This is a genomic window from Mycobacterium kyorinense, from assembly GCF_001672775.1.
In the GTDB taxonomy this organism is placed as follows: Bacteria; Actinomycetota; Actinomycetes; order Mycobacteriales; family Mycobacteriaceae; genus Mycobacterium; species Mycobacterium kyorinense_A.
The window spans coordinates 1-860 of sequence record NZ_LZKJ01000020.1 but is presented as its reverse complement, the minus strand read 5'-3'; the positions used below and the strand labels follow the sequence as shown (position 1 = coordinate 860).

The 860-nt window shown below is 61.5% G+C and carries 1 protein-coding gene; it reads right to left on the bottom strand.

Annotated elements, in window-relative coordinates:
* The coding region (locus A5707_RS24040; RefSeq protein WP_065012744.1) for a hypothetical protein at positions 1-860 on the bottom strand (860 nt) is incomplete at both ends.

Sequence of the window (860 nt, the reverse complement as noted above, 5' to 3'; positions counted from 1 at the left end):
GGGTGTTGGGCGTGTTCGATGGCGTGGCCGAGCACGTAGGTCCAGGCTTCGGGTAGTGGGCGTTGGTGTGGCTGGTTGGTCAAGGTGTCGGTGATGATCTGGCGCAACAGGTCGGTCGCCGTGGCGGGGATGTGGTGGGGGTTTTTGGTGTCGTGGTCGCCGGCGAGCAGCCGCAGGGCCAGCAGCCCGAGTTTGTAGCTGTCGGTGTAGATGGTGGCCCGTTCCTCGCCAGAAGGACTGTCCCATCCCGGGGTTTCCATTTGGGGTAGTGCCGAGACGGCGTTGATCCGCATGGCGTCGCAGTCGATGAAGTAGACCGCTTCGTGCGGCGTCAGCGAGAACAGCAGGTTTTTCGGTGAGATATCACCGACGCACACACCGTGCTTGTGAAGAAACGCCAGGGCGGAGGCGACTTCGCGCAGCAGCGAATAACGTTGAACGTCAGTGATGTTGAGGCCGCGCGCGGCTAGCACCGAGGAATGGTTGAGCAGGTGCTGAAACTCTGCGGTGGTCCGTGACACCCCTTTGACGGTGGTCAACTCGATGAAGAACTCGTCGGGAATGGCCGGCATCACAAAGCCCGTTGAGGCGCCACCGTCTTCGACAAGAGCACAGGGCCAGGCCGCACTGGAGATCAGCCGTTCAGCCTCGGCATAGGACAGCGAATCTTCCACCAACGCAGGCATAGCCGCCAGCGCGGTGAAATCAACTCCAGCGCGCATCGCGGCCTTATATTCCTTGTAGACCATCGACGTCGCGAACTTGGTCTTCACATTAGGCGCCCGATACACCACCCCCTGACCACCCTGACCGATCTTGGCCAACACCCCCAACCGCTCACGCGCAATCACCTGCCGCGT